Raw genomic sequence first — 23,747 nt, forward strand, 5'->3', positions numbered from 1 at the left:
AGAGGAGATATATCTTATTATATTTGAAGCAACCCTGATTTATGAAATATATATTGATAGTGTTCTGTTTTTTATTAGCCGGGTTTTCATATCCGTTTCAGCAAGGCAGAACAGTGATTAATGGTACATGTGTTACTGATACCATTCCGGTAACGATGCCCGCCATTGTTTCAGATGATTATGGTATCAGGTACACGATCAGTGACTCACTATGGATACAACATCCATCATCACGATACCATATTTTACGCTGGGATAAGGAGAAGCAGTATATCATCGCAAAAAATGATGCCCAAAACAAATCAGATGCAGGGCTTTATACAAGAATTGACTATATGAAGTTCGCCGGAATGGAACCCTATACATGGGGATTCTGTTTGAGTGTATATAACGCAGTTTCGGATTCAATAGCAGAATTCGGTCCCAATAAAACAGACAGGTCCAACCCACGGAAAGGGTGTAACGGATTCCCGTTTTCAAGAATGAAAAAATCAGAGTAATAGAAATATCCTCAAAAGAGTCCGGCTCAATAAAAAACATGCAGTCACAAACTGCATGTTTTTTATTGGACATAGGTATCCGGAAGGTTTTTTGCTGAATTTGTTAAAATACTGTTAATCGCTTTTGGCCTACCCAGCGCTTTTTGATTACTGAAGGGTATTCATAGTAGTTAAGTAATCAAAAAAGCAAAAAAATGAAACAAAATCGTATAGCCCGTGTATGGATGATTGTACTGATGATCGCTGCACTCGCTTCATGTACCAAAAAAGACCTGCCTGTACCTGTAACCAATCCCAACCATCCACAGCAGGGTGGCGGACACCAGCAGCCACAGCGGCTGACTATTAAAGTACAGGCCATCATCAGAATTGGTGACATTATCTATGATAATATTCCCGCCAGTTTTACCCTTACCAGTTACGACAGTAGTATGCAGCCTCATATGCTGAATGTGAGATTGAAACCCGGCGTAAATGAAATTAACATACCTGCCAATCACGTTCGCTACCGTTTATTTGTAAAAGAATGGAACCAAACCGATGAAATGACACTCGACCGTAATAATATTCAGGAAGATGTTGTTTATACGCTTGGTGGGGGTAGAGCGGCCAAGCAATTAAAGTATGAACTGAATGCCGTATTAGTGAATGGCACCTATCGTGCGGAAAGTAAAACAGAATACCGGTATGATGCCCTGGGAAAACTGGTAAAAGTGCTGCTGTTTAGGAAAAGGACAAATGGAGACATATATGTAGCGGTTACCGAAGACCTGATTTACCAGCAGGGAAAAGTAACCGAAACAATCAAAAAAGATGAGAGCGGTAATGAAATCAGTAAACTCTATATCAGTTATGATCAGCAAGGAAAGATAAACTCTTTGAAACATTTGCGCGGAACTGAGGAAACCATCGGTACTGTTACATACACAATTAAGCCTGAAGGAGTAGAAACACATTTAAAAAACAGCAACACAAATGGTACAGTAGATTATTATATGTTATCGCTAAAAGGCAATCAGGTAAAACGATCTTCGGTAGCATCCAATAATATCAATGAATGGTCGGATTACGGGTATGATTCAAATATTAACCCCTATATACATATGAACTGGCCCGATATATTAATGTCGCGCAATTCAAAGAATAATATTAGCTGGACCGGTAAAGAGTATTTTTCTGGAAACCTGACACTTGATCCGGTAAACTATCGCTACGCTTATGATAGCGAGGGTTACCCAATTAGTCTTGTAAAAGAATATCGTTCTGCGCAAACCGGTACCATTTTGAACACAACAAAAACCACTTATCACTATTAATTACCCATGAACAGGGAAGTTATTCCCTGTTCATGGGTCTATTGATAATTTTGCAAACTCAAAAAAATGAAAACAACGATCACCCTATTAACAGGCCTGTTTTTACTGGCCTCCTGTACCGCAGTAAAAATTGCCGTACCCGAACAATTCAGTTCACAGGCCACTCCCATGAAAGTAGAGGGTTTAAATGGATGGAAATTCAATGAACAACTGAGCTTTGGTACCTATGTTACATCTTCTGTTAAAAGAGGCTGGGATATATCTAATGGCAGCCGCTTCAGCAGGTTTAGCCTGAAAGCAGAAGATATTATTCTCAGCGGATTTAATATTCATTCCGACAGAGAAAAATACAATGAGAGAAATCGTTTTCAATATTCAATTCAGGATGCAAGCCTTGTAACAGAAGTATTGGCACAGGAGCGTTTTTCTGAAAATCAGATTGTGTACAAGTCGAATATGGACTGGCTCAATAACCTGAAGAGAACGGATAAGTATGAATATGCTTTTTCTGCAACGATTATTCCTTTGAATTTTAATAAAGGAGAAGTATGGTCGCTAACCATGTTGAATGAATTTGATGCAAAGAAGACAAAACAAAATATAGGAGAACGTCCGCAGACAAAAGACCTGGGTTATGTAACCAATGGTAAGGAGAAAATTGAAATCAAACCATTGTTTCTTACCAAACGAATTACTGCGTCTGGTAAAGAAGGTAAAGTATTGGGTGGTCCCATTCATACAGGTTACGAGCTGCGTTGGGATGATGGCGTAGTAGGTTTGGTTGATATTATGGATAATAAAGTATGGATCGTAAATGAACTTGATCGTAAAGAAAAAATGATTCTCTCGGCTGTAGCTTCAGCCATCTTGTTGAAAAGAAAACAGGATGTTTATACAGAGCGGACCGATAGCATATAGTAATAGTGTAAAGATTAAATGACAGAAGCAGGTTGTGATATTGAATTATTGGTGCGCGATTGTATAGCAAACAAGAGAAAAGCACAGGAAACACTTTATCGCGAGTTATATGCTTTTGCCATGCAGATAGCACTTCGTTATTCACGCGATGAATTTGATGCAGCCGATATTCTCAGTAACGCTTTTGTAAAAATATTCAAGTATATCCATCACTTCGATCCTCAGAAAGGTTCCCTGCATGGCTGGGTTAAGAAAATTATCGTCAATGAAGGACTTGACCAGGTTAAATCAAGACAACGCTTTAGTGAAAATGTAGAACTCGAAACAGTTGAAGAGCCATTGATCGACAATCGTGCGCTTCAGAAAATGGGCGCAGATGAACTGATGGAACTGATCAGGAAATTACCCCCTGCTACCCATGCCGTATTTGTTTTGTATGCTGTAGATGGGTATACCCACAGAGAGATCGCTGAACAATTGCAGATCAGTGAGGGTACATCGAAATGGCACCTGAGTGAAGCCAGAAAAAAATTACAACAAGCACTATTAAAAACATGAATCATTTAACCACATACGAGCAACTGGTAGCAGAAAAACTGCAGCAACTGCCTGTGCCCGATATGGCTGATGCCATCTGGGCAAGGATTGAGGAGCAACTCGATGTGGATATGCCTGAAGACAAACCAGGAAATACCCATACCGGAGGCAGTTCATTACCAGGTTTTCAGTTTCCGGGTAATATTATCTTTTATATCTTCCTTGCTACACTTGTAAGTGTTATTTTCTACCTCAATCGACCCAAACAGCTTACAGAAACATCAAAAACTCCTTCAGCAAATACCATAATTATTCCGGCAACTGATGATCATAGTGAAAAGAAATATTCATCACCCGGAAAACAGGCTGAGGCGATTTATACCGATAAAGCTGATCTACCTGTTGATCCTGTAAAAGAGGATATGCTAACTGAAAAAGAACAGTCCTTCATAACGAATCAGGCCGTGGAAGTAAAAGAAAATGAAATGGTAAAGAAAGAAGAAGCACCCCCGTTGATCGAAACAATTCAGAAAAAAACAACGACTCCCATTCAAGATTCTATTCAAAAAAAATCAAGAGGTGTAAAAGGAATTACATCCAACGATTATCGCATTGCACCAGTGCGGAAAGATAGTTTGTAGCTCTCTCACAAGATAAATTAGTACAATGCCTTATCTTGGATACCATGCATAAAACCCTGGATAGTTTTATTAATGGTTTTTATCTCGATTACTGGACTCATCAATGTCATCCTCTTATCAGGCCATTGATAGAAGAATACCTGCCTTCTTTATTATCTGATGCTGGTGGTTGGACAGCTTTTCTGGCTGAGTCAGAGCCACCCGATGAAGCCCTGGTTCAACAAAAACCGGTTACAATTTCTTTTAAGGAACACCCCAACTGGAAAAGTCAGTATGAAGAAGTATGCTTTGCTCTGTTGTTAAAAATATTACATGGAAAACCGATAGGTCTTTATACTGTACAATTGGTTTTTTATTATCCAACAAAAGAATCCTTAGAAATAGCTGTAGAAGACCTGATTACTACCTGTAGCCAATTGGCAACCGGACTTACAAAAAATCAAACAGAAAACGGGTTCTCTATTCATTCAACAGAAAGTAACGTGAATGCCTATTTTAAAACAGACTATCACGCAGCTGCTCAAAAGCACCGACTTTTCTTTAGCACGGTACCATTCTTTTTCGAGTATGATTGATTATTTCTTAATCTGACTCATTCCAAAAAATAAATACCTTTCTGTTTCAAATGATGGATATGAACAGAAAATATTGCCTGCTTATTCTTTTTGTTGTTCAGTTGACTATTGCCAAAGCTCAAAACCTGGTTACAGGAACTTTCAATGTTCGGTTAGAAACACCCAATGATATTGGTAATCTCTGGACAGACAGGAAAATATATGTAGCTAACCTGATTCGCTTTCATGGGTTTGATTTATTTGGTACACAGGAAGGGTTCAAAAATCAACTCGATGATATACAACAGCAGTTACCTGAATATGCGCGTTATGGCATTGGTAGAGACGATGGGCAAGCAAAAGGAGAACACTCTGCAATTTTCTATAAAAAAGATCGGTTCGAATTATTAAAAAGCGGTGATTTCTGGTTATCCGAAACGCCCGATAAACCCGGCTTTGGTTGGGATGCACGTATTAATCGAATTTGTTCATGGGTACAGTTGAAAGAGAAGAAAACAGGAAAGAAATTTTACTGTTTCAATGTTCACTACGATCACCAGGCCATGGTAGCGAGGAGAGAAAGCAGTAAGCTGTTACTGGCTAAAATTAAATCTATAGCAGGAGATGGCCCTGTAGTATTAACCGGCGACTTTAACGGCAATCATGCAACAGAATGGTACCAATTGATAGCCAATTCAGGAACACTGCGTGATACATATAACGAAGTAAAGTACCCCTATGTAAACAATGGTACTTTCCAAAACTTCGGGCGTAATTATACAACAGGTGATATCATCGACCACATTTTTGTAACTCGCCATTTCTCTGTAAAAAGATGGGGTGTTTTAACTGATTCATACAATGGAAAATTTCCATCCGACCATTATCCGGTACTGGCTGAAATTCAGTGGGGGAAATAATTGCATTTTTCATGTAAGAAATAGTCTATTGCCCCTACTAATTAGTAAATTAGAAGCAGGTATCTGCTGATGCCTGCTTAAACATAAAACTGCACGTATGAATTTTCTTATTGATTATGGCTGGATATTAGCGGTCATCCTGCTTTTATTCCTCTCTCTTGTTACAGTAAACCAGGGTACAATCGATGTCATTACCATGTTTGGTAAATACAGGCGGATACTGCGTCCCGGATTGAACTTTAAAATACCTGTACTGGAACAGGTATTCAAAACAGTAAGTATACAGAACCGGTCGGTAGAACTCGAATTTCAGGCGGTAACAATTGACCAGGCCAATGTAAACTTCAAAAGCATGTTGTTGTATTCTGTCATCAATCAGGATGAAGAAACCATCAAAAATGTTGCGTTTAAATTTATTAGTGATAAGGATTTAATGCAGGCATTGATCAGAACGGTAGAAGGCAGTATCCGTTCATATGTGGCTACCAAACGCCAGGCTGAAATATTATTGCTACGAAGAGAGATTGTTGAGTTTGTAAAAGAACAGATTGATATATCGTTGGAAGAATGGGGCTATCATTTACAGGATTTACAGATCAATGATATCACATTCGATGCCCGTATCATGGAAAGTATGAGTAAGGTAGTGGCGAGTAATAACCTGAAAGCTGCTGCTGAGAATGAGGGACAGGCCCTGCTTATTACCAAAACCAAAGCGGCAGAAGCAGAAGGTAATGCCATTAAAATTGCCGCTGAAGCGGAGCGTGAAGCAGCCAGACTGAGAGGTCAGGGTGTGGCGCTGTTCCGTCAGGAAGTAGCTCGTGGTATGAGTCAGGCTGCTGAGCAAATGAAACAGGCCAATCTCGATACCAATGTGATTCTTTTCAGTATGTGGACCGAAGCTGTTAAAAACTTTGCTGAATATGGTAAAGGCAATGTTATTTTTCTTGATGGCAGTGCACAGGGTATGGATAGAACCATGCAGCAGATCATGGCCATGATGAAATCGAAAGATATGCAGGCATCTTAGTCAATAGTCCATAGTTGATGGTCCATAGACCATGGGCCATCAACTATCGACCAACTGTTAATTGTTAGTGAAAGCACCCCATTATGTGCAAAAGCTTTCCTAAAAAGCTTCTCCCGGGTAATTTTATTCACATGCAGAGCTTTCTTTTGTGTTAGGGTCTAATTTTAACCTAACCCAAATTACCCGTATGTTCCAATTATTGCAGACAGATACTTTACAACAGGCAGCAGGTACTGTTGTCGCAGCAGCTGAAAAAATTTCAATGTGGGACCTGCTTCAGAAAGGCGGCTGGATCATGTATCCTTTGTATGCATTGCTGGTAGCGGCCATATTTGTTTTTGTAGAAAGACTCATGGCCATACGCAGGGCTTCACGTATTGAACCCAATTTCATGAATATCATACGCGATAATATCATGTCTGGTAATGTACAGGCGGCACGTAACCTCGCACGCAATACGAATAACCCTGTTGCAAGAATGATCGACAAAGGAATGCAGCGTATCGGTAAACCACTCGACGCCATTGAAAAGAGCATGGAAAATGTAGGTAAACTGGAAATGTACAGCATGGAAAGAAACCTCAATATTCTTTCACTCATTGCCGGTATTGCGCCAATGTTTGGTTTTCTGGGAACCATTGTGGGTATGGTACAACTGTTTTATGGTATAGCTTCAACGGGTGAGTACACACTTAATACGATTGCAGGTGGTATCTATACTAAAATGATCACTTCGGCAACTGGTTTGATTATTGGCCTGATTGCCTATGTGGGACATAATTTTCTGAGTACGCAGATCGATAAAACCGCCAATAAAATGGAGGCAGCCAGTTCAGAATTTATTGATATCCTTCAGGAACCAACACGATAACCCGATCACCACCGTAAACAGATTGTATGAACATCAGAAAAAGATTAAGAACACATCCCGAAATGCATACAGGAGCGCTGAATGATATCCTGTTCATTCTGTTATTGTTCTTTCTGATTGTTTCAACACTCGCCAATCCTAATGTGATCAAGGTATCTAACCCGAAAGCAAAAAGTGATACCCGCGCCAAACAAACGGTAGTGATTACAGTGGATAAAGACCAGAATCTCTACATTGGCTCTCAACGCACCACACTCGAACAATTAGAACCTGAATTAAAAGCTTACCTGTCGAAAGAAACAGAAAAACCTTCAGTGGTTATTAATGGCGACAGTACCTCTCATTTAGGTACCGCTATTAAAGTAATGCAGGTGATTAAGAAACTTGGGGCAACGCCTGTAATGGCCGTTGATAATTCAGGGCAGTAGGTATATCAGTTTAATTGAGCCATCACCATCCGATCGTTTTCGTTTAAGTCTTTCCTGAGTGTAGTTTTGTATCCTGTCTTTTCAAAAACTGTACATACTTCGGTGCCCAGCAGCTGGTTGATTTCCAGGAACACCATGCCTTTTCTCTTCAGGTGTGTTTTTCCAAATAGGGCTATTTTTTTGTAGAAAATCAAAGCGTCATCATCGGGTACAAATAAAGCCAGATGCGGCTCATGGTTCAGCACATGTTTCGCCATTACATTGCTTTCGGAAATTTTTATATAGGGCGGGTTACTAATAATGATATCAAACTGCGCAAAACCAGACCAGTTATTTTCATTCAGGAAATCTATCTGACTGAAAATAATTTCAGTGCCATGCTGTTTGGCATTCTCTTCTGCAATCTGTAAAGCACCGATACTCAGATCAATGGACTGTACACGCCAGAGTGGGAATACTTTTTTTAATGTAACAGGAATACAGCCCGATCCGGTTCCGATATCGAGTACAGACTGCGGTTCAGGTATCGCTGCCGCTTTTACCCATTCAATCAGTTCTTCCGTTTCAGGTCTGGGAATCAGGGTATGTTCATTTACCATAAAGCGCAAACCCGCAAACCATGCTTCTCCCAATACATATTGAACAGGTTTACCTGAAGCCAGTTCATTGCCATAGAGTGTAACCTGGTGAACTTGTTTGCTTGAAAGCGCTCGTTGCTTATTAATGGTCCTGTCTGTACGGTTCATACCGGTAATATGCTCCAGTACCATATGAACAATCTGCTCAGCCTCCCTGTTGTGATACAGCGGAGCAAGACATTGTAATAATTCTTCTTTGGCCTGTAAAAGCGTCATGCTGCAATGTTAAGCAGCATTTGGCTATTTTTGTCCATTCACATGGCCGATCTTCATGAAGCATATATGTACCGTTGTATTGAGCTGGCCCGGCAGGGAGCGGGTTCTGTAGCGCCCAACCCAATGGTAGGTGCTGTATTGGTACATGAAAACCGCATCATCGGTGAAGGCTGGCATGAGCAATATGGCGGCCCGCATGCAGAAGTGAATTGTATTAAAACAGTTGCTGAAACAGATCGTGAACAGATTCCTTTCTCCACTTTATATGTTTCACTTGAGCCATGTGCTCATTTTGGTAAAACACCACCCTGTACAAAACTGATTATTGAACAAAGGATTAAAAAAGTAGTGATTGGCTGCAGGGATCCTTTTGAAGCAGTAAATGGGAAAGGGATTGAACAATTACGCAACGCAGGCATTGAAGTAATTGTAAATGTACTGGAGAAAGAATCGATAATACTCAATCGGCGATTCTTTTGCTTCCACCAGTTACACCGACCCTATATTGTACTGAAATGGGCGCAGACCAACGACAGGTTTATGGCTGGTGCTACTTCGGAAAGATTGTTTATTACCAATGCCAATAGCAATCGCCTGGTTCATCAATGGAGAAGCGAAGAGTCGGCCATACTTATTGGTGCCGGAACGGCATTAAAAGATAATCCATCACTCACCAATCGGTTATGGCAGGGTAAAAATCCACTACGAATGGTGATCGACAGAAAACTTGACTTGCCCGGCTCGCTTACATTGTTTAATGATGGTTATCCACTTATTGTATTCAACGAAGAAAAAGAATCAACAGCAGGTATTGTTCAATATATAAAGTTGGAGAAAGCAACATCATTAATTCCGCAAATACTTTCATACTGTTATCAACAGCAGATACAAAGCGTACTGGTTGAAGGAGGTGCTGCTTTATTGGAAGCTTTTTTAAGAGAAGGATATTGGGATGAAATTCGCACGCTTACCAACCTGCAGTTAAATATCGGTAACGGTTTGAAAGCGCCTGTTTTGCCGGAGATTACAGCATCAAAAACTATTCGTATAGGATCTGATGAAATCAGGTTTTATCAGCAAGATCAATTAAGAACTGTATGATCACCTATTTAATAGGCAGTATTGTTTTAACCAGTTACCTCACACTGTCTTTTAAAGCCTGTGAAAAATTTCGTGTTAATGTATTTCAGGCAATCGTATTCAATTATATTACCTGTGTAATAACAGGTTCTGTGGTGAATGGTTCATTCCCTGTTCATGCAGCTAATATGGCAATGCCCTGGTTTAAATGGGCCTGTATTATGGGAGCCATGTTTGTAAGCATTTTTAACGTAGTGGCAGTAACGGCACAAAAAAATGGTGTAGCGGTTGCTTCCGTAGCCAATAAATTATCGCTGATTATTCCGGTAATACTCTCTGTCTACCTGTATAATGAAACAGTAGCAGGCTGGAAAGCAGCAGGTGTTGCATTGGCCCTGGTAGCGGTAGTCTTTACCTGCTATACAGCACGTAAAGATGCAATGGGTGAGGGAAAACAGGGTTTAATGCTGTATATGTTGCCACTGGTGTTGTTTTTGAGCAGTGGTTTACTGGATGCGCTGATTAACCATGTTCAGATAACCTATGTAACAGAAGAGAATAACAATGATTATCTGGTAAGCTCATTTTTTTCTGCAGCTACCATTGGCTCTTTATTATTATTGATTCAGCTAATAAGAAAGAAACAGCAATTTCAATGGAAAAGCCTGTGGGCAGGGATATTAATAGGAATTCCTAATTATTTTTCTATCTGGTGCCTTGTACATTTCCTGAAAGAAAGTCCCTGGCAAACCAGTGCAAGTATTCCTGTCAACAATATGGGTATTGTATTATTCAGCTCAGTAGCTGCCGGGGTCTTATTTAAAGAACGTTTATCAACAATCAATTGGCTGGGAATACTCTTGTCGCTTTTAGCCATTTACCTGATTGCATTTGGAGACCAATTATGACTGAACAAGATTATTACCAGACGATAGAGAAAGCAGGCTTTGCCGAATTTAAAGATAGGGGAAGCCGCTTCCTTGCTTATACTTTTCCATTGACAGCTGTGGAAGATTTTAAACAACAGTTGCAAAACCTGAAAAAAGAACACCCGAAAGCAGTACACCATTGTTTTGCCTACCGGATAGGTATCGACGGCAACCAGTTCAGGGTGAGTGACGACGGAGAACCCTCCGGCTCTGCAGGCAGACCCATACTGGGGCAGATAGACAGCAAGGGGTTAACCAATATTGGCATCGTTGTAGTGCGTTATTTTGGCGGAACGCTATTAGGTGTTCCGGGTTTGATTAATGCTTATAAATCTGCTGCAGCAATGACTTTACAAATGGTACCTGTTATTCAGAAGTCAGTTGAAATTTTATATGATCTGCAGTTTGATTATACAAGAATGAATGAAGTAATGATATTGGTAAAACAATATAACTGCTCAGTACTGATGCAGGAAATGCAATTGTTCTGTCAGCTTCGGATTGGTATACCTAAAGCGAGATTAGACGATATATTATACAAACTGAAAGACCTTCATACGGTAGAAATAACAAAAACTAAGCTTTCCCGGTAAGTTTGTAAGCAGCCAGACCGATCATTTCTTTTAATAATTCAGACCAGATTTTTAGCAACTTGGCATCGGGCATAATCATATCATCAAATGAAAATTTTTCTTCAACAACCTTATAGTCGCAAGGGTAGGGAACAAATTGAATGGCTGCTTTTTTGAATACAGCAATAGATCTTGGCATATGGGAGGCCGATGTAATCAATAAAAAAGGAGGCTTAAGTTGTAATGAGTCGATGATCTTTTTACTGAATAGGGCATTCTCATAAGTATTCCTCGAAAGAGGTTCAACAATGATATCTTTTTCCGGAACGGCATTGGCTACCAGGGCATTTTTCAGGTACTCAGCTTCTGCCGGGTAATCGTGTAACAACGATCCGCTTCCCCCAGTTACCAGTATTTTTTTAATCTTTCCGGTATGGTACAAAGTCGCTGTTTGAATAAACCTGTCGGCAGAACCACCAAAAAAACCTTGGTTGTATTTATCAAACTGCACCATACCTGTTAATAAAATACCCACTTCATATTGTTCTTGGGGCAATAAAACTTTTTTAGGTGTTTGCCATGCAAGTGTTACTTTTTTATAGAACCAGGGGTTTGAAAAAATAATAGCTATACAAACAGTGAGTATGGTTAATCTTCTTTTTAGCCTGACAGATTTTACAAAATATATCCAAACCAATAGAATGATAATCCAGAAAAACGGGATCAATAAAAAAAACAGCAGTTTTGAAAGAATAAAAAACATAGGAACTGTTTAAAATAAAAAGGATGAAAATATTTTCATCCTTTGAGTTGTTTATTTTTTGAAACGGGCGCTTACAACCAATTCTTTACTACCGGGGGTATAGGTATAAAATCCTTCGCCAGATTTTACGCCTAGTTTTCCTGCAGTTACCATATTTACCAGCAAAGGACAAGGAGCATATTTTGGGTTACCAAAACCATCCTGTAATACCTGCAGAATACTCAGGCATACATCAAGCCCTATAAAATCGGCTAATTGTAATGGTCCCATCGGGTGTGCCATACCCAGTTTCATAATAGTATCAATGGCTTCTACATCGGCAGTGCCTTCATATAAACTGCAGATGGCTTCATTGATCATGGGCATCAATATCTTGTTGGCAATAAAACCGGGGTAATCATTTACTACACAGGGTACTTTACCCAGTGTTTTACTCAGCTCAGCAATGGTTTCACTTACTTCAGGTGAGGTAGCATAGCCATTAATGATTTCTACCAGTTTCATTACGGGCACAGGATTCATAAAGTGCATGCCAATTACTTTCTCCGGTCTCTTGGTAACAGCAGCTATTTTAGTAATTGATATAGATGAGGTGTTCGAAGCAAGTATGGTATGTTCAGGAGCGGCTGCATCCATCTGACGAAAAATATTCAACTTGAGTTCTACATTTTCAGTAGCTGCTTCAACTACCAGATCGGCATTCGCCACACCTTTCTTAATATCCGTTTCTGTAACAAGCCTTGAAATGGTGGCGGCTTTTTGTTCTTCTGTAATGATGGCTTTGCCAACCTGTCTGTCGAGATTTTTTGTAATGGTTTGTAATGCTTTTTCAAGTTGAGCGGCATTAACATCTATCAAATGAACCATACATCCATTCTGCGCAAATACATGTGCAATACCATTTCCCATGGTGCCCGCGCCGATAACACTTACATTTTTAATTGGCATATCTCAATCGTTTAATATGCGCAAATGTAAAGCGCCGCATGGAACCACACGAAACTCATCCTGTAAAATCAATAAAATAGCACTGAAACTTAGTCTTTTCGCTTAAAATCACCCCTTTTCCAGGCTTTAATAAAGTCGGCCCAGGCAGCAGGATTAAGAATATTCATCGGGGGAAGCTGTCCTGAATAGTAGTATTTATTGGCCTGTTGACGAAGCTGGTAATTAATGGCTTCCTTACCATCTGCCGGTAAGCTGTTGATAAGAATTCTTCGCTGGGCCTCATCTGTATTTTTTCGGGCAATTTCATAAGAATCATCAGCAATTTTATTATTCACAAAATCGCGCTCGAATTGCTCCCGGGTAGGTCGGGGCTTTAAAATGGTAGCAGGAAGATAAGCGGTGTCGCTCACCAGTAATTGAATAACACTGTATTGATTATCAGCAAGATTTAAGGGAATTTCAATGCTCCTGTTTTTAAAACCGATACAGGAAAAAGTAATTCTGTCACCCTTTAGTACTGCGATAGAAAAAACCCCGTCGGGATTGGTGATGGTTCCCCGTCCTTTTCCTTCCACAATTATACTGGCTGACGGGATGGCACGAAGGCTATCGGCCGTCATTACTACACCATATAACTGCACTACTGAATCCCTGTACACATTCGGTGTTTGCTGAGCAGTTGCCTTGGCACTGGTCAGCATTACGATCATACATAAAACAGAAATGCGTAGAAGTAATTTCATTGATGCAAAAATACAAATGGTTTTCCCAAAATCGACAACAACCGGCTTCTCAGATTGTTGAAAACAAAATGAATTCTGACAAAGTAAGGCTGCGAGCGGTTAACTTTGCATCCTCATTGACTTTTTTAACAAAAACTTGCGTGATGACTGAAGCTGCAATATTGAATGCCCTGAGTAATGTTCAGGAGCCCGATTTAGGAAAGGATCTTGTAACACTGAATATGATAAAAGATATTCAGATAAAAGATAATAACGTAAGTTTTACCATTGTGCTTACTACACCTGCCTGCCCCATGAAAGATATGATGCGGACAGCCAGTGAAAATGCAGTGAAATTACTGGTAAACAAAGAGGCCAATGTAACGGTAAATTTCACATCCAATACATCTACCACCCGAAAAGATAACCAGCAGGTATTATCTGGTGTAAAAAATATTATTGCAGTAGTAAGTGGAAAAGGAGGTGTAGGTAAAAGCACAGTTTCTGCCAATCTCGCACTGGCACTTGCCGAAGGCGGTGCTTCTGTAGGGTTGATGGATGCCGATATTTATGGACCCAGTGTACCCATCATGTTTGGCGTACGTGGCGAGCGCCCTTTGATGAAGGAAATGAATGGAAAAGGAATGATTGTTCCCCTTGAAAAATTCGGTATCAAACTCATGAGTATCGGATTACTCGTAGATGAAAAAAATGCGGTCGTATGGAGAGGGCCCATGGCCAGTAGTGCCATCCGTCAGTTTGTGACCGATGTTGATTGGGGAGAACTGGATTACCTGGTAATAGATATGCCTCCCGGAACAGGCGATATTCATCTTACTTTAATGCAAACCGTACCGGTTACTGGTGTTGTTATTGTTACCACACCACAGAACGTAGCATTGGCTGATGCCAAAAAAGGCATTGCCATGTTTGGACAGGCCCAGATTAATGTACCCATTATTGGACTGGTTGAGAATATGGCTTATTTCACACCTGCCGAATTGCCCGATAATAAATACTACCTGTTTGGGAAAGACGGTGGTAAAAACCTTGCTGAAGAATATGACCTACCGTTTTTAGGACAGGTTCCATTGGTTCAGGATATAAGAGAGGGCGGCGATACAGGCATTCCTGCCATGGTTGGTAAAGATGAACTGAGCAAGCAGGCACTCCGGAACTTTGCTGCCAATGCGGTAAGAAATATAGCTATCAGGAATGCCAGCATACCACAAACAAAACCGCTACAGGTAACTACATAAAACCTGGTTGGTTTGGTATAAACGGCGGGTAAATCAGGTAAGACTTTGATAATTTTGCAATCCGTAATCATTACTTACCATGTACCATTTGCCCGTATACCAGGAAAAAGACAAACAACGTGTGCTTGAATTTATGCAGGAGCATCCTTTTGCTACACTGATGGGTGTATCTGCAGACCAGCAACCCGTTGCTACACAAATACCTCTGTTATTTAAAGAAAGGGCGGGGAAATTATTCCTGGTGGGCCATCTGATGAAACAAACCGATCACCACAAAGCATTTATGAATAATAACCAGGCGCTGGTTCTTTTTACCGGCCCTCATACCTATGTGAGTGCCAGTTGGTACGAAAACAAACAACAGGGATCGACCTGGAATTATATGACGGTTCATGCAAAAGGTATTCTGCATTACCTGCCCGATGAAGATTTGCCAGGTATACTCGATGAACTAACTTCTTATTTCGAAAACAACACATCTTCACCATCATTGTATAAACATTTACCCGAAGAATACCTGAACAGACTCATGAAAGCGATTGTAGCTTTTGAAATAGAAGTGGAGCAAACAGATGCTGTTTTTAAACTGAGCCAGAACAGAGATGAAAAAAGTTTTCAGCAAATTATCGGACAGCTCGAAAAAGGTAATACAGGTGCACAAAGTATTGCCGGGGAAATGAAAAAAATACAGACAGCATTATTTGCGCCATAAAAATATTACTGAAATGCGATTTTTTAAGAACCCGGCAAAACTGCCGGGTTTTTTTATGCTATAGAAAAATAATGGTAGATACAAAACTGCTAATGCTCAATTCTCGTAGATAAGCGGGTAAACAAATAAACCCAATAAAATAAAGTCGAGATGAAAAAATTATTTTTTATGATCTGCGCTGCAGTTTCAATGAACACAGTTATTGCACAGGAAAAAACAGTAGAAGTAGGTGGTGCTCCCATGTATCCGTCGAAAAATATTGTGGAGAATGCAGTGAATTCAAAAGACCACACTACATTGGTGGCAGCTGTTAAAGCCGCCGGACTTGTTGAAACATTACAAAGTGCCGGTCCATTTACCGTTTTTGCACCAACCAATGCTGCATTTGGAAAACTACCTTCGGGTACCGTTGAAACACTGGTAAAACCTGAGAACAAAGCAACACTTACAAAAATTCTCACTTACCATGTAGTAGCAGGCAAATACGATGCAGCGGCTATTGCACAACTTATTAAAGAAGGCGGTGGAACAGCCAGTTTAAAAACTGTTTCAGGTGGCAGTCTGAAAGCATCAATGAAAGGCAAAAAACTGGTACTTACCGACGAGAAAGGAACCAGTTCAACAGTTACCATCAGTAATGTATATCAAAGCAATGGTGTAATTCATGTAATTGATAGCGTTGTATTACCCGGATAGTAAGAATGTTTTTCTGAGTTTCAATAAAGCCCCGTCATTACTGTCGGGGCTTTGTGTTTGTAAGTTGATCATTTTACTGCAACTTTGCCGCCAGCACTGTATGAAAAAAATTATCATCACATTAGACGGCTTTTCTTCCTGTGGAAAAAGCACACTGGCCCGCCAACTGGCTAAAGAATTAAATTATGTGTTCATAGATAGCGGTGCCATGTACAGGGCTATCACTTTATATTTTATCCGTGAACATATTGATTGCAATAATACCGAACAGGTTAAAAAAGCTTTGTCAGAAATCAATCTGTCATTTGAATACAATCCGCTTAGCGGACAAAGCGATATGTACCTGAATGATGAAAATGTAGAACTGCTGATTCGAGAAATGGTAGTAAGTGAGCGTGTAAGTGAAGTAGCTGCATTAAAAGAAGTGCGTGAATTTGGAGTGGCACAGCAGCAACAGATGGGCAATAAAAAAGGAATTGTAATGGATGGACGGGATATTGGAACCACCGTATTTCCACAGGCAGAACTTAAAATATTTGTAACGGCAGACCCGGCTGTAAGGGTAGAAAGAAGGTTTAAAGAGTTGTATGAAAAAAATCCAGCCATTACCATTGAGGAGGTTAAACGGAACCTGGAAATGAGGGATTATGTAGACAGTAACCGTGAATTCAGTCCGCTCAGACAGGCCGCCGATGCCATTGTACTGGATAACAGTGATCTTACAAGAGAAGAACAGCTTCAGGTAGCTTTGGGATGGGCGAAGGAACGCATGGAAGACCGGGCCTGATAAAATTTGACCGAGTAGATTAATTTATCGTTATATTGCAAAAAAAAGGGTCCCTCCGTGGAAACGGAACGACCTCTACGATTGCTTGCCATACGAAAATTCTTAAAGGGTTTTATCCCTGGTATCTTGAACGCTGAATGCGTTGATTGCGATTGTTTGTTGTCTCTCTTCGATTGCCTTGCCGTATGAAATACGTTTGCTGATCTGTTGTAAAAGTAGGTCACAGAATAAATGTAAAAAAGACAAGTTTAACCCGGTTTTTTTATGGTAAAAAAGGTTTTTCTTGTCTGAAAGCCCTTATTTCATTGGCTTTCTGGTTAAAATTGATATGATGCCCAACCGTACGCAGGATCCCTTATTTCAACTCATAAAGTCGCTCCAGAAATCGGAAAAACGACATTTCAAGCTATATATCAAACGAAATTCGGCCAAAGACGACCTTAAAGTCATACAACTCTTTGATGCACTGGATAAAATGACTGATTTTGATGAGAGAAACCTCCTCAAAAAACTCTCTGGAATTGAGAAACCCCAACTGCCCAATCTTAAAACCCATTTATACAAACAGCTCTTATCGAGCCTGCGGCTGCTGAAGAGTACCGAAAGTATTGATATGCAATTGCATGAACAACTCGATCATGCACGTATACTTTACAATAAAGGGCTATACCACCAGAGTTTGAAAATACTCGACAGGGCAAAAGATATTGCACACCAGTATCACCAGGACAGTTTTCTTATACAGATCATTTCACTGGAGAAAAAAATTGAGACCCTGCATATTACGAGGAGCATGCAGGACAGGGCCGAACAATTAACGGTAGAAGCCAATCAGGTAAATGATAAAAGAAGAATCATTACGCAGCTATCAAACCTGGCTTTACAGTTGTATAGCTGGTATGTGAAAAATGGGCACGCACGCAATGAAGCAGATGAAAAAGGAATAAAAGATTTTTTTAAGTTACAGTTACCACCCGATGCAGACAAACTACAGGGTTTTTATGAACGATTGTATTTATACCAGAGTTATTGCTGGTATGCATTTATCCGACAGGATTTTCTGATGTATTATAAGTATAGCCAGCAATGGCTGAACCTGTTTGAAAATGAGCCGGTAATGATTGAGGTAGAAACAGGACATTATATTAAGGGCCTGCATAATTTGCTCAATGCACATTTTGATCTGCGTAATTTCAAAAAATTTGGAGAAGTACTTGCAAAGTTTGAGTCCTTTGCCGCTACTGAACTTCCCAATAGGCATGATATTTTCAGGGTGCATAGTTTTATTTATATTACCAGCGCCAGACTGAACCAGCACCTCATGCAGGGCACGTTCCATGAAGGTTTAAAACTGGTGCCCTATATTGAAGCACAGCTGGAAGAGAATGCACTGTATATTGATCAGCACCGGATACTCGTATTCAACTATAAAATAGCCACCCTGTATTTTGGCAGTGGTGATTATAATACCTGTATTGATTACCTGAGAAGAATTATCAATGATCATGTAGACCTGCGGAATGATTTACAGTGCTATGCCCGTTTATTACACCTGATTGCACACTACGAACTCGGAAATGCAGAGCTGATTGAAACATCACTGATTAAATCGGTATATCGGTTTATGGCGAAGATGGATAACCTTACAGTGGTGGAGGAGGAAATGTTCCGATTCTTGCGCAATTCTTTCCAGATGCCGGCTAAGGAAGTAAAAACGGCACTCAAAGCGTTCCTGCAAAAAATCAAACACTATGAAAAAAGTCGTTTTGAAACAAGGGCTTTTGCTTATTTAGATGTGATTTCATGGGTGGAAAGCAAAGTACACGGCAAAACCATGGGCGCCATCATCAACGACAAATACCTCGCAAGTAAAAGAAAATAAATGTCCCTGCTCAGGGATATTTATTATTCTTCAAAATATACAAGACTGCCGCCCACCCATTCTTTGTCTTTGTTGTAACGCACACCAATCATTTTACCTTTGCTTAACCGGGCGAGGTTATTGGTGGCAACAGGTCTTGGTTCACCTTCTTTCCAGAAATAAAAAATACGGATCTCTGCTTTGGCTGGGATATCGGGTGTCTGAATAATATCAGCATATTTCACCTTGCGCTGTAATATCCAGTTTTCCGGGTCGGTAATTTTTTCAATATCATCTTTGCTTACATCAATCACTACCCCCTGACCCGCAAAAGAAAACAATGGTTTTAATACATATTGATCCAGGTCTGGGGGAATAGTTTCCAGTTCATTCAGGAAAAAGGTTTTGGGAACATAGGGGTGATCTATAAAAGGCAATGTGTATTTGCTGATACGATAAAACCAGTTAGGGTGTGGTACCCATTCTACCTCAAGGTCTTCGAGCAAGAGTTTCCCTTTTTCGCGTATGGCTTCAGACTGCTGTTGAAGATCATCGAAAATGATGCGGTTGTAAATTCTTTTTACCTGTATTTTTTTTCCTTCAGCATTATGGTAGTATAATTTTTTCCCTTCCTGCACCAGTTCGGTCAAGCAAACCACTGGTATGCCTGTATACATACTGGTACAATAAAAATCAATTTTTGTTTTTTGCTGATGGGGTAATAGCTCGAGCAGTATTACATGTTCTGCTGCATGAGTGCCCAGCAGTATTTCTCTTAACAGTGAAATATAGGTATCGCGCGTAAAGCCATTCAGGTATGTACTGTATCCTTCCGGAACATTGAAATGTCTGCGTGTAACTTCATCCTGCCAAATCTGGTAACCAAAGAGGGTAGGAAAGCCCTGCATTTCTATCAGCTGAGGTTCATATTCACCCGCTTCATTTTCACAGATGCCAAAATCGAATGCAATAAAATGTGTGTGGGCATTTTCATTAGGTACCCTTACATCCGGTGGAATAGCATGTGAGGTAAGAAGATTAAAATTGAACTGTGTGATTACATTCACTATACTTTCACAGGCACCCAGCACTTTATCTTTAAAGGCGCGGTCAATGAATACAGGTGTTTCTGCTACCCGGAACTCAATGGCACCGGGAAAGAGGCTGTTTAAGTCGGCTAAATAAGCTTCGTACTGTTCTGCACTGAACTGTTTATTAAAAGCCTGCCTGATGGAGGGAACCATAATTATTCTTTAGGTCTTTGAAAATATAAAAACCTTTTGATAACAGGAAGATATTTACAGCAGCCGGCCTTTAATTAATTATTTCTCTGCAACACATTCCTGCGTAGCCATGTGGAGAAAATTGGGGAGAATGGTTTTGTAGGTAAAGAGAATTTTACCGGGGTCCTGCAATTGTTCTACCATGCTTTGCCATTTAGGCGCTCCGTGGTTTTCAATGACAGTCTGTTTTTTATCTTCTCTCATCAGGTACATATGCATACCTGTTGCATCTGCTTCGGGGTGAAATTGGGTACCTATAAAATAATCATTAAAACGGATGGCCATCAGCGCTCTTTCGTATGGAACATGGGGTCTGTTCTTTTCAATTGCCAGGATAGAGGCGCCCATCTGGTGCAGTTTATGAATATCGGGTTCAATTACCTGGTAATCACGGCTGTCAACACTATAAAACGGGTCTTTTAGTCCATCGAAAACGGGTTCTGTCGTTCCTTCATCAAGCATATGAATAGGGAAAACACCAAAAGCGGTGGATTTTCTTTTACATACATTTCCAATTCCATAATGACGACAAACCAGTTGAAAACTATGACAGATAAAAAACACATGTTTTTTATCTGTTTCCTGGGAAGAGAAATTCCAGTCTTCTATGCTTTCCAGCCATTTAAAATAAGCAGCTTCCCATTTACTGCCTTCCGATTCGAGTGGTGAGCCCGGGCCGCCACTCGAAATATAGAGGTCGAAAGAAGTGTCAGGAACAGCCAATTGCTGACGCACATCAAATTCTTCGTAATACAGATCGAAACCTTTTCCGGCACACCAGTCGTGAACGATTTCCCTGATACATCGCATACCCTGATTGGCCTGGCCCTCATAAAGGTCAAGAACAGCTATTCGTATATTTTTTTGCTCACTCCACATATTCGCAAACATAGAGGAATCTTTGATTTTTTGATCTTCTGATTTCAAACAATCAATTTCCCTCAAATCAAAAAATCAAAGATCAAAAGATCAAAAATTATAAATAACTGAGGTTTGTTTTCGGCGTCAGCGCCAGCAAACTATGGTACATGAGTTTGATGGTTTCTTCAATATCGCTTTTATGCAGCATTTCTACTGTTGTATGCATATATCGCAATGGAATGGAAATGAGTACCGAAGGGCATCCATCATTGGCATAGGCAAAGCTGTCGGTATCGGTACCTGTGCTTCTGCTCAGTGTTCTGAACTGAACCGGTATTTTATTTTTTTCGGCCACATCTTCTACCAGTTTCAGTAGTTTGTTATGAATGGCCGGTGCATAAGCGAGTGAAGGGCCCTTGCCACACTGGATATCACCTTCAATAATTTTACTGATCATTGGTGTGCTGGTATCGTGTGTTACATCAGTAATAATGGCCACATCGGGTTTTATCCTGCGGGCAATCATCTCAGCTCCCCTTAATCCGATCTCTTCCTGAACGGCGTTCACAACGTACAATGCAAAGGGTAATTTCTTTTTATTTTCCTTGATCATTCTTGCTACTTCAGCAATCATAAAACCACCAATGCGGTTATCAAATGCGCGGCCGATATAAAAATCGTTGGCCAGTTCATCAAATCCTTCCTGGTAAGTAACCACGGCACCAATATGAATACCCAGTGCTTCTACTTCTTTGCGATTGCGGGCGCCACAATCGAGACAAAGATTATCGACTTTAGGTTGCGGTTCTTTTGCTTCCGGATTGCTTAAACGGGTATGAATAGCCGGCCAGCCAAATACTGCTTTAACCGGTCCTTTTTTGCCATGTATCCATACACGCATGGCAGGGGCAATCTGGTGATCAACACCGCCATTTCTTTTCAGGTAAATCAGTCCCTGTTCATTGATATAATTTACAAACCAGCTGATTTCATCTGCATGGGCCTCAATTACTACTTTAAAAGGCGCAGTGGGATTAATCACACCTACTGCCGTTCCATAAGGATCGGAGAAAAAACTGTCGGTATAGGGTTTTATGTATTCCATCCATACTTTCTGGCCACTGCTTTCAAAACCAACGGGTGATGGGGTATTGATGTATTTTTTTAAAAACTCCAGTGAATGATCGGTAAGAATAGATTTTGACTTTGTTTTTGTTACGGTCTTAGCCCTGGCCATACTGTATAATTTAAATGAATATAGATATGATAGTAAAATCGATTATCTGTTGCTTATAAAACTGCCGGCAATACCGCATAGCGCTTTTAACAGCATCATTCCGTCGATGATTGCAAGATAATAGAGAATGCTTTTACGACGGTGCATATGATAGGTGACAATTATCAACATAATAAATGGAATAGTGTTGATGGCCATACGCAAAAGCGGGAAGGAATGCGTAAAACCATAGATCAGAAATACACCCAATCCGGCCAGCGTAAGCGGTATGATGATCAAAAAAAGTGTTTTCCTGAGTCCGTAACGTACCACAAAAGTTTTTAATTCCTGGTTATGATCGGCGGCATAATCCTTGATATCGAAGAGTATACATAACATGGTAATAAACATACCGTTCTTGATAAAAAGCAAGAGATGAAATATTTCAGGCCGATACGGCTGTTCGTTTTCAAGTACAGCAAAAAAAGCGGGATAAATGGTTACTATTCCTGCCCAGATAAACCCGATTACAAAGGGTTTGATCCAGCCTCGTGAACGTAAGCTGGATCCTTTCACCAAAGGTATTCTGTCGCCATAATACCAGATGCCCATCAAAGGGAAAAAAGCAAGCATTAACCATTGCCAGATGGTGACCTGAAAAAAATGATCCTTCCATTCAATGAAGAAATATATGCTTATAAAAGCGGCAATGACAGTAAGTATCCATTGAGAGTAATAAATCCATTGCTGGTACTGCCGGTACCAATGGTTACGGGGATTGATATTGGGTTGATGATACTCGTTCAGGTAAGCATGTGTATAATAAAGCACTGTTACAGCAAAAAGCAGCAGGTAAAAAACGGGTCTGTTCAGCGGATAATCCTGCTGCAGATTGGCTTCTATGGCAAGTGCCACCACGCAGCAACCATAGAAATAGTTGCCAAAAAAGAAATGATGAAAAAAACGTTCCGCAGGTTTCAATAACAGCTTTTTAGTGCTTTATTGCCGGGTTAGCCAATAACTTATTTCACAATAACAATATCAGGCGACACCACGGTATCGCTCACATTTTTTGCTTTGTCTCTTGTCCAGAAACGGAAAAAACAGGTATCGTTTTTAGAACAGGTAGGAATAACAGTATAATTACTGCCCGGGATAAAACCGGTACTATAACCAATTTCAAAAACACCTTTCAGGTTACTGGTAGGCGTAAAGGCAGGGATTTTTGCGCGGTCACTAAAACTGTTACAACCATTTACTTTTGTAACTTTTTGTACCCAGATGCTATCCTGTACATCACCTTCCTTATCAGTAAATTCAATTGAAAAGATAATAGCAGAACCGCTGCCGAATACTTTTCCGTTCACACTTTTAAACTCAAGTTGTGGGCGGGTGGTATAGGTATCTTTCTTACAGGCTGTAATGCCTAGTATAATTGCGCTGAATATCAATAATTTTGCCTTCATTCGTTCTGCTTTCATTTCAAATT

General features: G+C 40.2%; 27 protein-coding genes. 18 read left to right on the forward strand and 9 right to left on the reverse strand.

Annotated features, from left to right (window positions below):
* The first annotated feature begins 41 nt into the window (after nucleotides 1–41).
* From KXJ59_RS07590 to KXJ59_RS07635, 10 genes are all read left to right on the forward strand, one after another.
* Nucleotides 42–500 carry a hypothetical protein gene (locus KXJ59_RS07590; protein ID WP_295202764.1) on the forward strand — a complete coding sequence of 153 codons (459 nt, stop codon included), beginning with the start codon at nucleotides 42–44 and terminating at the stop codon, nucleotides 498–500.
* A gap of 194 nt (nucleotides 501–694) precedes the next feature.
* Entirely contained in the window at nucleotides 695–1,816 is a 1,122-nt protein-coding gene (locus KXJ59_RS07595; protein ID WP_295202767.1) for a hypothetical protein, read from the forward strand.
* A gap of 66 nt (nucleotides 1,817–1,882) precedes the next feature.
* On the forward strand, nucleotides 1,883–2,734 hold the full coding sequence (locus KXJ59_RS07600; RefSeq protein ID WP_295202769.1) for a hypothetical protein: 852 nt from the start codon (nucleotides 1,883–1,885) through the stop codon (nucleotides 2,732–2,734).
* An 18-nt stretch (nucleotides 2,735–2,752) separates the two neighbouring features.
* Nucleotides 2,753–3,292, forward strand: coding sequence for a sigma-70 family RNA polymerase sigma factor (locus KXJ59_RS07605; protein ID WP_295202772.1), 540 nt, complete (start codon nucleotides 2,753–2,755; stop codon nucleotides 3,290–3,292).
* Entirely contained in the window at nucleotides 3,289–3,912 is a 624-nt protein-coding gene (locus tag KXJ59_RS07610; protein WP_295202774.1) for a hypothetical protein, read from the forward strand. Before KXJ59_RS07605 ends, KXJ59_RS07610 begins: the two co-directional genes overlap by 4 nt.
* Before the next feature lie 44 nt (nucleotides 3,913–3,956).
* Complete coding sequence (locus KXJ59_RS07615) at nucleotides 3,957–4,487, forward strand: hypothetical protein (RefSeq protein WP_295202777.1); 531 nt, start codon at nucleotides 3,957–3,959, stop codon at nucleotides 4,485–4,487.
* Nucleotides 4,488–4,546: 59 nt separating this feature from the next.
* Nucleotides 4,547–5,386 carry an endonuclease/exonuclease/phosphatase family protein gene (locus tag KXJ59_RS07620; RefSeq protein ID WP_295202780.1) on the forward strand — a complete coding sequence of 280 codons (840 nt, stop codon included), beginning with the start codon at nucleotides 4,547–4,549 and terminating at the stop codon, nucleotides 5,384–5,386.
* Nucleotides 5,387–5,483: 97 nt separating this feature from the next.
* Nucleotides 5,484–6,416 (forward strand): SPFH domain-containing protein, encoded by a 933-nt coding sequence (locus KXJ59_RS07625; RefSeq protein WP_295202783.1) that lies wholly within the window; start codon nucleotides 5,484–5,486, stop codon nucleotides 6,414–6,416.
* A 187-nt stretch (nucleotides 6,417–6,603) separates the two neighbouring features.
* Nucleotides 6,604–7,287 (forward strand): MotA/TolQ/ExbB proton channel family protein, encoded by a 684-nt coding sequence (locus KXJ59_RS07630; RefSeq protein WP_295202786.1) that lies wholly within the window; start codon nucleotides 6,604–6,606, stop codon nucleotides 7,285–7,287.
* A 26-nt stretch (nucleotides 7,288–7,313) separates the two neighbouring features.
* Complete coding sequence (locus KXJ59_RS07635) at nucleotides 7,314–7,715, forward strand: biopolymer transporter ExbD (protein WP_295202787.1); 402 nt, start codon at nucleotides 7,314–7,316, stop codon at nucleotides 7,713–7,715.
* A gap of 5 nt (nucleotides 7,716–7,720) precedes the next feature.
* Here the strand turns inward: KXJ59_RS07635 and prmC are convergent, their stop codons facing one another.
* The gene (gene prmC, locus KXJ59_RS07640; protein WP_295202790.1) at nucleotides 7,721–8,569 is read right to left on the reverse strand and encodes a peptide chain release factor N(5)-glutamine methyltransferase; all 849 of its coding nucleotides are present in this window, start codon (nucleotides 8,567–8,569) and stop codon (nucleotides 7,721–7,723) included.
* Nucleotides 8,570–8,611: 42 nt separating this feature from the next.
* On the opposite strand from prmC, the gene ribD reads away from it, so the two are divergent.
* Genes ribD through KXJ59_RS07655 form a run of 3 tightly spaced genes read left to right on the forward strand, consistent with a single transcriptional unit; the run spans nucleotide 8,612 to nucleotide 11,171 of the window.
* On the forward strand, nucleotides 8,612–9,670 hold the full coding sequence (ribD, locus tag KXJ59_RS07645) for a bifunctional diaminohydroxyphosphoribosylaminopyrimidine deaminase/5-amino-6-(5-phosphoribosylamino)uracil reductase RibD (protein ID WP_295202792.1): 1,059 nt from the start codon (nucleotides 8,612–8,614) through the stop codon (nucleotides 9,668–9,670).
* Nucleotides 9,667–10,557 carry an EamA family transporter gene (locus tag KXJ59_RS07650; RefSeq protein WP_295202795.1) on the forward strand — a complete coding sequence of 297 codons (891 nt, stop codon included), beginning with the start codon at nucleotides 9,667–9,669 and terminating at the stop codon, nucleotides 10,555–10,557. Before ribD ends, KXJ59_RS07650 begins: the two co-directional genes overlap by 4 nt.
* A complete protein-coding gene (locus KXJ59_RS07655) occupies nucleotides 10,554–11,171 on the forward strand; it encodes a YigZ family protein (RefSeq protein ID WP_295202797.1) in 618 nt (205 codons plus the stop codon). Before KXJ59_RS07650 ends, KXJ59_RS07655 begins: the two co-directional genes overlap by 4 nt.
* On the opposite strand, the gene KXJ59_RS07660 is transcribed toward KXJ59_RS07655, so the two are convergent.
* From KXJ59_RS07660 to KXJ59_RS07670, 3 genes are all read right to left on the reverse strand, one after another.
* Nucleotides 11,155–11,913: a YdcF family protein gene (locus KXJ59_RS07660; RefSeq protein WP_295202799.1), complete on the reverse strand. Its 759-nt coding sequence runs from the start codon at nucleotides 11,911–11,913 to the stop codon at nucleotides 11,155–11,157. The two genes, KXJ59_RS07655 and KXJ59_RS07660, sit on opposite strands and share 17 nt — an antisense overlap.
* A gap of 51 nt (nucleotides 11,914–11,964) precedes the next feature.
* Complete coding sequence (locus KXJ59_RS07665; protein ID WP_295202802.1) at nucleotides 11,965–12,861, reverse strand: 3-hydroxybutyryl-CoA dehydrogenase; 897 nt, start codon at nucleotides 12,859–12,861, stop codon at nucleotides 11,965–11,967.
* 89 nt (nucleotides 12,862–12,950) lie between these two features.
* Nucleotides 12,951–13,604, reverse strand: a complete 654-nt coding sequence (locus KXJ59_RS07670; RefSeq protein WP_295202805.1) for a carboxypeptidase-like regulatory domain-containing protein — start codon at nucleotides 13,602–13,604, stop codon at nucleotides 12,951–12,953.
* Nucleotides 13,605–13,747: 143 nt separating this feature from the next.
* Between KXJ59_RS07670 and KXJ59_RS07675 the strand changes: the two genes are divergently transcribed.
* The 5 genes from KXJ59_RS07675 to KXJ59_RS07695 all read left to right on the forward strand — a co-directional run bounded on the left by KXJ59_RS07675 (nucleotide 13,748) and on the right by KXJ59_RS07695 (nucleotide 18,919).
* Nucleotides 13,748–14,842 (forward strand): Mrp/NBP35 family ATP-binding protein, encoded by a 1,095-nt coding sequence (locus KXJ59_RS07675; protein WP_295202808.1) that lies wholly within the window; start codon nucleotides 13,748–13,750, stop codon nucleotides 14,840–14,842.
* A 79-nt stretch (nucleotides 14,843–14,921) separates the two neighbouring features.
* Nucleotides 14,922–15,554, forward strand: a complete 633-nt coding sequence (locus KXJ59_RS07680; RefSeq protein ID WP_295202811.1) for an FMN-binding negative transcriptional regulator — start codon at nucleotides 14,922–14,924, stop codon at nucleotides 15,552–15,554.
* Between the two features lie 150 nt (nucleotides 15,555–15,704).
* A complete protein-coding gene (locus tag KXJ59_RS07685; protein WP_295202813.1) occupies nucleotides 15,705–16,250 on the forward strand; it encodes a fasciclin domain-containing protein in 546 nt (181 codons plus the stop codon).
* 100 nt (nucleotides 16,251–16,350) lie between these two features.
* Nucleotides 16,351–17,037, forward strand: a complete 687-nt coding sequence (gene cmk, locus KXJ59_RS07690) for a (d)CMP kinase (RefSeq protein ID WP_295202815.1) — start codon at nucleotides 16,351–16,353, stop codon at nucleotides 17,035–17,037.
* Between the two features lie 283 nt (nucleotides 17,038–17,320).
* Nucleotides 17,321–18,919 carry a hypothetical protein gene (locus KXJ59_RS07695; RefSeq protein ID WP_363265832.1) on the forward strand — a complete coding sequence of 533 codons (1,599 nt, stop codon included), beginning with the start codon at nucleotides 17,321–17,323 and terminating at the stop codon, nucleotides 18,917–18,919.
* Between the two features lie 23 nt (nucleotides 18,920–18,942).
* Here KXJ59_RS07695 and KXJ59_RS07700 read toward each other — a convergent pair whose 3' ends face one another.
* The 5 genes from KXJ59_RS07700 to KXJ59_RS07720 form a co-directional block, all read right to left on the reverse strand.
* Nucleotides 18,943–20,142 (reverse strand): hypothetical protein, encoded by a 1,200-nt coding sequence (locus KXJ59_RS07700; protein WP_295202817.1) that lies wholly within the window; start codon nucleotides 20,140–20,142, stop codon nucleotides 18,943–18,945.
* 78 nt (nucleotides 20,143–20,220) lie between these two features.
* The gene (locus tag KXJ59_RS07705; protein ID WP_295202819.1) at nucleotides 20,221–21,108 is read right to left on the reverse strand and encodes a GMP synthase; all 888 of its coding nucleotides are present in this window, start codon (nucleotides 21,106–21,108) and stop codon (nucleotides 20,221–20,223) included.
* Between the two features lie 49 nt (nucleotides 21,109–21,157).
* The gene (locus KXJ59_RS07710; protein WP_295202821.1) at nucleotides 21,158–22,279 is read right to left on the reverse strand and encodes a M42 family metallopeptidase; all 1,122 of its coding nucleotides are present in this window, start codon (nucleotides 22,277–22,279) and stop codon (nucleotides 21,158–21,160) included.
* Nucleotides 22,280–22,321: 42 nt separating this feature from the next.
* A complete protein-coding gene (locus tag KXJ59_RS07715; protein ID WP_295202822.1) occupies nucleotides 22,322–23,239 on the reverse strand; it encodes a hypothetical protein in 918 nt (305 codons plus the stop codon).
* A 41-nt stretch (nucleotides 23,240–23,280) separates the two neighbouring features.
* Nucleotides 23,281–23,739: a hypothetical protein gene (locus KXJ59_RS07720; RefSeq protein ID WP_295202825.1), complete on the reverse strand. Its 459-nt coding sequence runs from the start codon at nucleotides 23,737–23,739 to the stop codon at nucleotides 23,281–23,283.
* Nucleotides 23,740–23,747: the final 8 nt, after the last annotated feature.

It is taken from the genome of Sediminibacterium sp., from assembly GCF_019264485.1.
Classification (GTDB): Bacteria; Bacteroidota; Bacteroidia; order Chitinophagales; family Chitinophagaceae; genus Sediminibacterium.

Excerpts from the sequence above, each read along its gene's own strand:
- KXJ59_RS07590 (WP_295202764.1), top strand. The coding sequence starts at position 42 with ATGAAATATATATTGATAGTGTTCTGTTTTTTATTAGCCGGGTTTTCA.
- KXJ59_RS07595 (WP_295202767.1), top strand. The coding sequence starts at position 695 with ATGAAACAAAATCGTATAGCCCGTGTATGGATGATTGTACTGATGATC.
- KXJ59_RS07600 (WP_295202769.1), top strand. The coding sequence starts at position 1,883 with ATGAAAACAACGATCACCCTATTAACAGGCCTGTTTTTACTGGCCTCC.
- KXJ59_RS07605 (WP_295202772.1), top strand. The coding sequence starts at position 2,753 with ATGACAGAAGCAGGTTGTGATATTGAATTATTGGTGCGCGATTGTATA.
- KXJ59_RS07610 (WP_295202774.1), top strand. The coding sequence starts at position 3,289 with ATGAATCATTTAACCACATACGAGCAACTGGTAGCAGAAAAACTGCAG.
- KXJ59_RS07615 (WP_295202777.1), top strand. The coding sequence starts at position 3,957 with ATGCATAAAACCCTGGATAGTTTTATTAATGGTTTTTATCTCGATTAC.
- KXJ59_RS07620 (WP_295202780.1), top strand. The coding sequence starts at position 4,547 with ATGAACAGAAAATATTGCCTGCTTATTCTTTTTGTTGTTCAGTTGACT.
- KXJ59_RS07625 (WP_295202783.1), top strand. The coding sequence starts at position 5,484 with ATGAATTTTCTTATTGATTATGGCTGGATATTAGCGGTCATCCTGCTT.
- KXJ59_RS07630 (WP_295202786.1), top strand. The coding sequence starts at position 6,604 with ATGTTCCAATTATTGCAGACAGATACTTTACAACAGGCAGCAGGTACT.
- KXJ59_RS07635 (WP_295202787.1), top strand. The coding sequence starts at position 7,314 with ATGAACATCAGAAAAAGATTAAGAACACATCCCGAAATGCATACAGGA.
- prmC (WP_295202790.1), bottom strand. The coding sequence starts at position 8,569 with ATGACGCTTTTACAGGCCAAAGAAGAATTATTACAATGTCTTGCTCCG.
- ribD (WP_295202792.1), top strand. The coding sequence starts at position 8,612 with ATGGCCGATCTTCATGAAGCATATATGTACCGTTGTATTGAGCTGGCC.
- KXJ59_RS07650 (WP_295202795.1), top strand. The coding sequence starts at position 9,667 with ATGATCACCTATTTAATAGGCAGTATTGTTTTAACCAGTTACCTCACA.
- KXJ59_RS07655 (WP_295202797.1), top strand. The coding sequence starts at position 10,554 with ATGACTGAACAAGATTATTACCAGACGATAGAGAAAGCAGGCTTTGCC.
- KXJ59_RS07660 (WP_295202799.1), bottom strand. The coding sequence starts at position 11,913 with ATGTTTTTTATTCTTTCAAAACTGCTGTTTTTTTTATTGATCCCGTTT.
- KXJ59_RS07665 (WP_295202802.1), bottom strand. The coding sequence starts at position 12,861 with ATGCCAATTAAAAATGTAAGTGTTATCGGCGCGGGCACCATGGGAAAT.
- KXJ59_RS07670 (WP_295202805.1), bottom strand. The coding sequence starts at position 13,604 with ATGAAATTACTTCTACGCATTTCTGTTTTATGTATGATCGTAATGCTG.
- KXJ59_RS07675 (WP_295202808.1), top strand. The coding sequence starts at position 13,748 with ATGACTGAAGCTGCAATATTGAATGCCCTGAGTAATGTTCAGGAGCCC.
- KXJ59_RS07680 (WP_295202811.1), top strand. The coding sequence starts at position 14,922 with ATGTACCATTTGCCCGTATACCAGGAAAAAGACAAACAACGTGTGCTT.
- KXJ59_RS07685 (WP_295202813.1), top strand. The coding sequence starts at position 15,705 with ATGAAAAAATTATTTTTTATGATCTGCGCTGCAGTTTCAATGAACACA.
- cmk (WP_295202815.1), top strand. The coding sequence starts at position 16,351 with ATGAAAAAAATTATCATCACATTAGACGGCTTTTCTTCCTGTGGAAAA.
- KXJ59_RS07700 (WP_295202817.1), bottom strand. The coding sequence starts at position 20,142 with ATGGTTCCCTCCATCAGGCAGGCTTTTAATAAACAGTTCAGTGCAGAA.
- KXJ59_RS07710 (WP_295202821.1), bottom strand. The coding sequence starts at position 22,279 with ATGGCCAGGGCTAAGACCGTAACAAAAACAAAGTCAAAATCTATTCTT.
- KXJ59_RS07720 (WP_295202825.1), bottom strand. The coding sequence starts at position 23,739 with ATGAAAGCAGAACGAATGAAGGCAAAATTATTGATATTCAGCGCAATT.